Origin of the sequence: Streptomyces sp. NTH33 (assembly GCF_003236365.1) — a bacterium.
Taxonomy (GTDB): domain Bacteria; phylum Actinomycetota; class Actinomycetes; order Streptomycetales; family Streptomycetaceae; genus Streptomyces.
Genome location: NZ_POTZ01000374.1, coordinates 1 through 6,846 on the forward strand (window position 1 = coordinate 1; position 6,846 = coordinate 6,846).

The window sequence follows — 6,846 nt, forward strand, 5'->3', positions numbered from 1 at the left end:
GGATGGGCCGGCTGCACCCCGACACCCTGCCCCGCGACGAGGACGGCCGCACCGAGTGGTGGGGCGGCCGCCAGCACTTCTCGCACTCCAGCGCCACCTACCGCCGCTACGCCGCCGCCATCACCGAGGACCTGGCCGCCCGCTACGCCGGCCACCCCGCCCTCACGATGTGGCACATCAACAACGAGTACTGCACCTACGACCACGGCGACGAGGCCGCCGCCGCCTTCCGCCGCTGGCTGCGCGACAGGTACGGCACCCTCGACGCCCTCAACACCGCCTGGGGCACCGCCTTCTGGAGCCAGGGCTACGACAGCTGGGACGGCATCCTGCCCCCGCGCCGCGCCCACTACCTGAAGAACCCCGCCCAGGTGCTGGACTTCCGCCGCTTCACCTCCGACGCGCTCCTGGAGTGCTTCCTCGCCGAGCGCGACATCGTCCGCCGGCACACCCCGCACACCCCGGTGACCACCAACTTCATGCCGCTGTGGTCCGGACAGGACGGCTGGCGCTGGGCCGAGGAGGAGGACGTCGTCTCCGTCGACCTCTACCCCGACCCGCGCGACCCCCTCGGCGCCCAGTACGGCGCCCTCGTCCAGGACCTCACCCGCTCCCAGGCCCGCGGTCCCTGGATGCTCATGGAACAGGCCGCCGGACCCGTCAACTGGCGCGGCGTCAACCACCCCAAACCCCGCGGCCTGGGCCGCCTGTGGTCCCTGCAGGCCGTGGCGCGCGGCGCCGACGCCGTCTGCTACTTCCAGTGGCGCCAGTCCCGGCAGGGCGCCGAGAAGTTCCACTCCGGGATGGTCGGCCACGCGGGGGAGAGGGGCCGCACGTTCCAGGAGATCAAGCGGATCGGCGCCGAACTGCGGAAGATCGGCGGCGAGGTGGCGGGCACCCGCCTCACCGCCGGCGCCGCCGTCCTCCACGACTGGCACTCCTGGTGGGCCGGCGACCAGGACGGCCGCCCCTCCGCGCACGTCGGCTACCCGGACGTACTGCGCGCCTGGCACCGCGCCCTCTGGGAGGCCCACCTCACCGCCGACTTCGCCCACCCCGAGCACGACCTCACCGCCTACCGGCTCGTCGTCGTCCCCCAGCTCCACCTGCTCACCGACGCGGCGATCGACAACCTCCTGGCGTACGTCTCCGGCGGCGGCACCCTCGTGTGCGGCTTCCTCACCGGGATCGCCGACGAGGACGACCGCATCCGACCCGGCGGCATGGACGCCCGGCTGCGCGGGCTGTTCGGCATCCGCACGCTGCACGAGTGGTGGCCGCTGGAGCCGGGGGAGACCGTCGCGTGCGGGGGCGGCCTGCGCGGGACGCTGTGGTCGGAGGAGATCGAGGCCGCCGGCACCGCCGACGAGACCGTCCCCTACCAGGGCGGTGAGCTCGACGGACTGCCCGCCGTACTGCGCCGGGGCCGCGCCTGGTACGTCTCCACGCTCCCGGAGCCCGGGGCGCTGCGCGCCCTGCTCGCCCGCGTCGCCGCCGGCGCCGGAGTCCACCCGCCGCTGGACAAACTGCCCGCCGGGGTCGAGGCCGTCCGGCGCGGCGAGCTGCTGTTCCTGCTCAACCACGGGCGTGAGCCGGTGACCGTCGACGTGCCGGGCACCCACCGGGACCTGCTCACCGGGGCGGCCGTGACCGGCCGTACCACGCTCGGGCGCTACGGAGTGGCGGTGCTGAAGCCATGAGCGACGGACTGCGGCACGGAACCTGGGAGCCGCTCCCGGCCGCCCGCTGGGAGGACGCCTTCCTCAGCGGCAACGGCCACCACGGCGCCCTCGTGTTCGGCGATCCGAACGACGACCGTGTCATCGTCACCCACCACACCCTCGTACGCCCCAACGGCGGCGAACACGCCCGGCCCCCGCACCTGGCCGGTGAACTGACCGCCGTGCAGGACCGGTTGCTCGCCGGGGAGCTCACGGCCGCCGAGTCCTTCACGGACGGCCGTCCGCTGCAGTGGGTGCAGCCCTTCCACCCGGCCTTCCGGATCCGGCTGCGGCGTCCATCCGGCACCTGGCACTCCTACCGCCGCCGCGTGGACTTCTCCACCGGCGAGGCCACGGCCGTGTGCGCGGACCGGAGCAGCCGCGTCTTCGTCTCCCGCGCCGACGACGTGATCGTCCAGCACGTCACCGCGCCCGGCCTCACGCTGGACATCCGCCTGGACCACCGGCTGCCCGGCGCCCCGGCCGGCCTGGGCGTCGACCACGGGGCGCTGCTGACCGCCGAGGGCGCCGTACTGAGCCTGCGCGCCCGCTACCCCGGCAGCGACCGCGCCTACACCGGCGTGACCCTGATCGCCGTCACCGGCGGCACCACGGAACTCGCCCCGCCCGGCGTGCACATCGCAGGCGCCGACTCGGTCCTGCTGCTCACCCGGGTGCGGCGGCACACCGGGGAGCGGGACGTGACCGCCGAGGCACGGGCCCTGCGCGACCTGCTCGCCGAGCGGACGTACGACGACCTCCTCGACCGCCATCTGCCCCTGCACCGCACCGCCTACCACCGCGTCACCCTCGACCTGCACGGCGAGCCGGCCGAACGCGCCCTGCCGGGATCGGAGTTGCTGAAGCGTCCCCGCAGCACGGCCCTGCTGGAGCGGCTGTTCGCGGCCGGCCGCTACCACCTGCTCTCCTCCAGCGGCCTCCTCCCGCCCCGGCTCACCGGACTGTGGACCGGCGACTGGGACACGGCCTGGTCCGGCGCGTTCACCACGGACGCCAACCTCAACCTCCAGACCGCCTCCGCCGCCGCGGCCGCCCTCCCCGAGGTCGGCGAGGCGCTTGCCCGGCTCGTCCGGGCACAACTCCCCGACTGGCGGGAGAACGCCCGCGCGATCTTCGGCACCCGGGGCGCCGTCGCGCCCGCGCACACCGACGGCGAGTCCGGCCGCACCTACCACTTCAGCCGTGAGTACCCCCTGCACCTGTGGACCGCCGGCGCCGACTGGCTCCTCAAGCCGCTCGTCGACCACGACGAGACACGCGGCGCACAGGACCCGCGCACCGCCGTCGCCCTCGCCGAGGCCGCCCGGTTCTACGAGGACTTCCTCACCCGCACGGACGCCCGCGGCCACCTCGTGGTCGTCCCCTCCTACTCGCCCGAGAACCGCCCCGCGAACGGGAGCTGGGGCGCGCTGAACGCGGCCATGGACCTCTCCGCCGCCCGGCACGCCCTGCGCGCGGCCGCCGCGTACCACCCCGGCACGCCCGAGGCCGGGCGCTGGCAGGCCCTCGCCGACCGCCTCCCGCCGCACCGCACCAACGCCGACGGCGCCCTCGCCGAATGGGCGTGGCCCGGCCTGGACGACACCTACGACCACCGCCACCTCAGCCACCTCTACGCCGTCTGGCCGCTCGACGAGATCGACCCCCACGACACCCCGGACCTGGCCGCCGCCGCCCACCGCGCCCTCGCACTGCGCGGCGCGGAGAACGACTCGGCCCACGGCCACCTCCACCACGCCCTGATCGCGGCCAGGCTCGGGGACGGCGAACGCGTCGCCCGGGCACTCGCCCACGTGCTGGGCGGCGACTTCTTCCACGCCTCCCTGATGAGCGCCCACTACCCGAACCGGAACGTCTACAACGCGGACGCCGCGCACACCCTGCCCGCCGTGCTGATCGAGACGCTGGTGCGGTCGACTCCGGACCGGCTGGTCCTGCTCCCCGCGCTTCCGGCGGTGTATCCGGAGGGCGAACTGCGCGGCGTCCGCACCCGGTTCGGGGCCGGACTCGACCTCTCCTGGAGCAACGGCACGGCCACGGCACTCCTGCGCCCCACCCGCACCCTGCGTATCGAACTGAGGACTTCCTCCGGCACCCGGCCGCTCGACCTGGTGGCCGGAGAAGACCGCGTCCTCCACCTGAGGGCGTGGTGCCCCTCGCAATTCCCCCCACCCATGGAAGGGACACCACCATGGCAACACGCACCCTGAGCAGGCTCTCCAAGGCCCTGCTCGCCCCCGCCCTCGTGCTCGGCGCCACCGTCGGCCTCGCCTCCGCCCCCGCCCAGGCCGCCGTCTGGAACTCCTGCGACCAGTGGGGCAACACCACGCTGAACGGCTACACCCTCTACAACAACATCTGGGGCTCCGGCACCGGCAGCCAGTGCATCTGGGCCAACTCCGGCACCAACTGGGGTGTCTGGGCCAACCACCCCAACACCGGCGGCATCAAGTCCTACCCCAACGCCAAGAAGGTGATCAACAAGCCGATCGCCTCGCTCTCCTCGCTCACCAGCACCTACAACGTCACCGTCCCGTCCTCCGGCGCGTACAACACGTCGTACGACATCTGGGACACCGCCTACAAGTACGAGATCATGCTCTGGGTCAACAAGACCGGAGCCGTCGGCCCGCTCGGCACCTCGCAGGGCAGCGTCACCCTGGGCGGCTCGACCTGGTCCGTCTACAAGGGCAACAACGGCTCGAACGAGGTCTTCTCGTTCATCCGGAGCTCCAACTCCGCCTCGGGCACCGTCAACATCCTGCCGATCCTGAAGTGGATCAAGGACACCAAGGGCTGGTTCGGCAACGTGACCATCGGCGACGTGCAGTTCGGCTACGAGATCACGTCGTCCTCGGGCGGACTGGACTTCACCACCAACAATCTGACCGTCAGCGGCGGCTGAGCCCGGCGTCCGCATGAGCGTGCGGCCGGTCCCTCCCCTATGGGACCGGCCGCACGTCCGCGTCAGGGCCGGGCTACCCGGCGATCGGCAGCTCAACCCCGTCCCGCAGGAACAGCGGGATGCGGTCCAGGGGGGCGTCGACCGTCACGGCCGTACCGCCCTCGTACGTCCGGCCCGTCCACGCGTCGGTCCAGCGGGCGCCCGCCGGGAGGTGGGTGGTCCGGGCCGTCGCGCCGGCCGTCAGCACCGGGGCCACCAGCAGGTCACGGCCGAGGAGGTAGGCGTCGTCCACCGTCCACGCCGTCTGGTCCCCGGGGAACTCCAGGAACAGCGGCCGCATCACCGGCAGCCCCTCCTCGTGGGCCTCCCGCATGACCTGAAGGACGTAGGGCTTCAGGCGCTCGCGCAACCGCAGGTACTTCTCCAGCACCGGGTACGCCTCGTCGCCGTAGGACCAGACCTCGTTGGGGCCGCCGGTCATCTCCGGGCCCAGCGGCATGCCCGGGTGACGGAAGCCGTGCAGGCGCATCAGCGGCGACAGCGCGCCGAACTGGAACCAGCGGACCAGCACCTCCCGGTACGCCGGGTCGTCCGGGTCGCCGCCGTGGAAGCCGCCGATGTCGGTGTTCCACCAGGGGATGCCGGACAGGGCGGTGTTCAGGCCGGCCGCGATCTGGCGGCGCAGGGTGGCGAAGTCGGTGCCGATGTCACCGGACCACAGGGCGGCGCCGTGGCGCTGACTGCCCGCCCAGGCCGAGCGGTTGAGGGTGATCACCTCGTCCACGCCGGCGGCGCGCAGACCCTCGTCGAAGGTGCGGGAGTTCTCGGCCGGGTAGAGGTTGCCGACCTCCAGGCCGGGGCCCGCCCAGTAGCGCAGGTTCTCGGCGAAGCCCGGCTTCAGCTCCGGCTCGCAGGCGTCCAGCCAGAAGGCGGTGATGCCGTACGGGTCCAGGTAGTTCTCCTTGATCCTGGACCACACGAACGCGCGCGCGTCGGGGTGGGTGGCGTCGTAGAAGGCCACCTGGACGGTGGCGGCGACCTCCTTGTCCGGCCAGTCCGCGTGCGCCATCGGGCCGTACTGGGTGCCGATGAAGTAGCCGCGCTGGTCCATCACCGGGTGGTTCTCCGACAGCGGGGACACCGAGGGCCAGACGCTCACCACCAACTTGATGCCGAGCTCGTCCAGTTCGCGCACCATCGACGCCGGGTCCGGCCACTCCTTGGGGTCGAACTTCCACTCGCCCAGGTGCGTCCAGTGGAAGAAGTCGCAGACGATCGCGTCGACGGGCAGGTTCCGGCGCCTGTACTCCCTCGCCACGGCGAGGAGTTCGTCCTGGGTGCGGTAGCGCAGCTTGCACTGCCAGAAGCCGGCCGCCCACTCGGGCAGCATGGGCGTGCGGCCGGTCACCGCGCTGTAGCGGCGCTGGGCGTCGGCCGGGGTGCCCGCGGTGATCCAGTAGTCGATCTGGCGGGCGGAGTCCGCCACCCAGCGGGTGCCGTTGCCGGCCAGCTCCACGCGGCCGATGGCCGGGTTGTTCCACAGCAGGGTGTAGCCGCGGCTGGAGGTGAGCACGGGGATGGTCACCTCGGCGTTGCGCTGGACCAGGTCCAGGACCAGGCCCTTCTGGTCGAGCCGGCCGTGCTGGTGCTGGCCGAGGCCGTACAGCTTCTCGTCGTCGTAGGCGGAGAAGCGCTGCTCCAGGCGGTGGTGGCCGTTGCCGACGGCGGTGTAGAGGCGGGGGCCGGGCCACCAGAAGTGGGCGCGTTCCTCGGCGAGCAGCTCGGAGAGGCCGTCCGTGCGCAGGAAGCGGATCAGGCCCTCGGCGTTCATGTCGACCGTGAGCGCGCCGACGGTCAGGCGTCCCCGGCCGTTCTCGATCCTGACGGTGCTCCCGGTGGCCGGGGCGTCCGGGAGGAGCGCGCCGGGCAGGCCGTCCAGGACCGGGCCGCCGAGCCGGGCACGCACCCGGACCGCGTCCGGGCCCCACGGCTCGATGCGCACGGTCTCCTGGCGGCCGCTCCACTCCAGCGCGCCGCCGTGGTCGCGGAAGGTGCCGGCGGTGGGGGAGGACTGGGCGAGGCTGACCGTGCCGTGCGGAGGGCGGGTCTCGGCATGCTGGTTCACGGAGTGCTCCTTGGAGGAGTGCGGACCGGGGTGTCCTGCGGGAGGCGCGTCAGGGCATGGGGGTGCCCCGCGGG

The 6,846-nt window shown here is 73.0% G+C and carries 4 protein-coding genes; 3 read left to right on the forward strand and 1 reads right to left on the reverse strand.

Translation table 11 applies throughout. The annotated features are described in order from the left end of the window. The 3 genes from C1I97_RS27670 to C1I97_RS27680 form a co-directional block, all read left to right on the forward strand. The coding region (locus C1I97_RS27670) for a beta-galactosidase (protein ID WP_111005869.1) at positions 1–1,700 on the forward strand (1,700 nt) is incomplete at its 5' end. Then, positions 1,697–3,952, forward strand: coding sequence for a glycosyl hydrolase family 95 catalytic domain-containing protein (locus C1I97_RS27675; protein ID WP_111005870.1), 2,256 nt, complete (start codon positions 1,697–1,699; stop codon positions 3,950–3,952). The genes C1I97_RS27670 and C1I97_RS27675, both read left to right, overlap by 4 nt. Continuing rightward, positions 3,934–4,647: a glycoside hydrolase family 12 protein gene (locus tag C1I97_RS27680; RefSeq protein ID WP_111005871.1), complete on the forward strand. Its 714-nt coding sequence runs from the start codon at positions 3,934–3,936 to the stop codon at positions 4,645–4,647. Before C1I97_RS27675 ends, C1I97_RS27680 begins: the two co-directional genes overlap by 19 nt. 73 nt (positions 4,648–4,720) lie before the next feature. Here the strand turns inward: C1I97_RS27680 and C1I97_RS27685 are convergent, their stop codons facing one another. Further along, positions 4,721–6,772 carry a glycoside hydrolase family 31 protein gene (locus tag C1I97_RS27685; RefSeq protein ID WP_111005872.1) on the reverse strand — a complete coding sequence of 684 codons (2,052 nt, stop codon included), beginning with the start codon at positions 6,770–6,772 and terminating at the stop codon, positions 4,721–4,723. Positions 6,773–6,846: the final 74 nt, after the last annotated feature.

What these genes read in the sequence shown, in the direction of transcription:
- C1I97_RS27675 (WP_111005870.1), top strand. Translation starts at nt 1,697, where the DNA reads ATGAGCGACGGACTGCGGCACGGAACCTGGGAGCCGCTCCCGGCCGCC.
- C1I97_RS27680 (WP_111005871.1), top strand. Translation starts at nt 3,934, where the DNA reads ATGGCAACACGCACCCTGAGCAGGCTCTCCAAGGCCCTGCTCGCCCCC.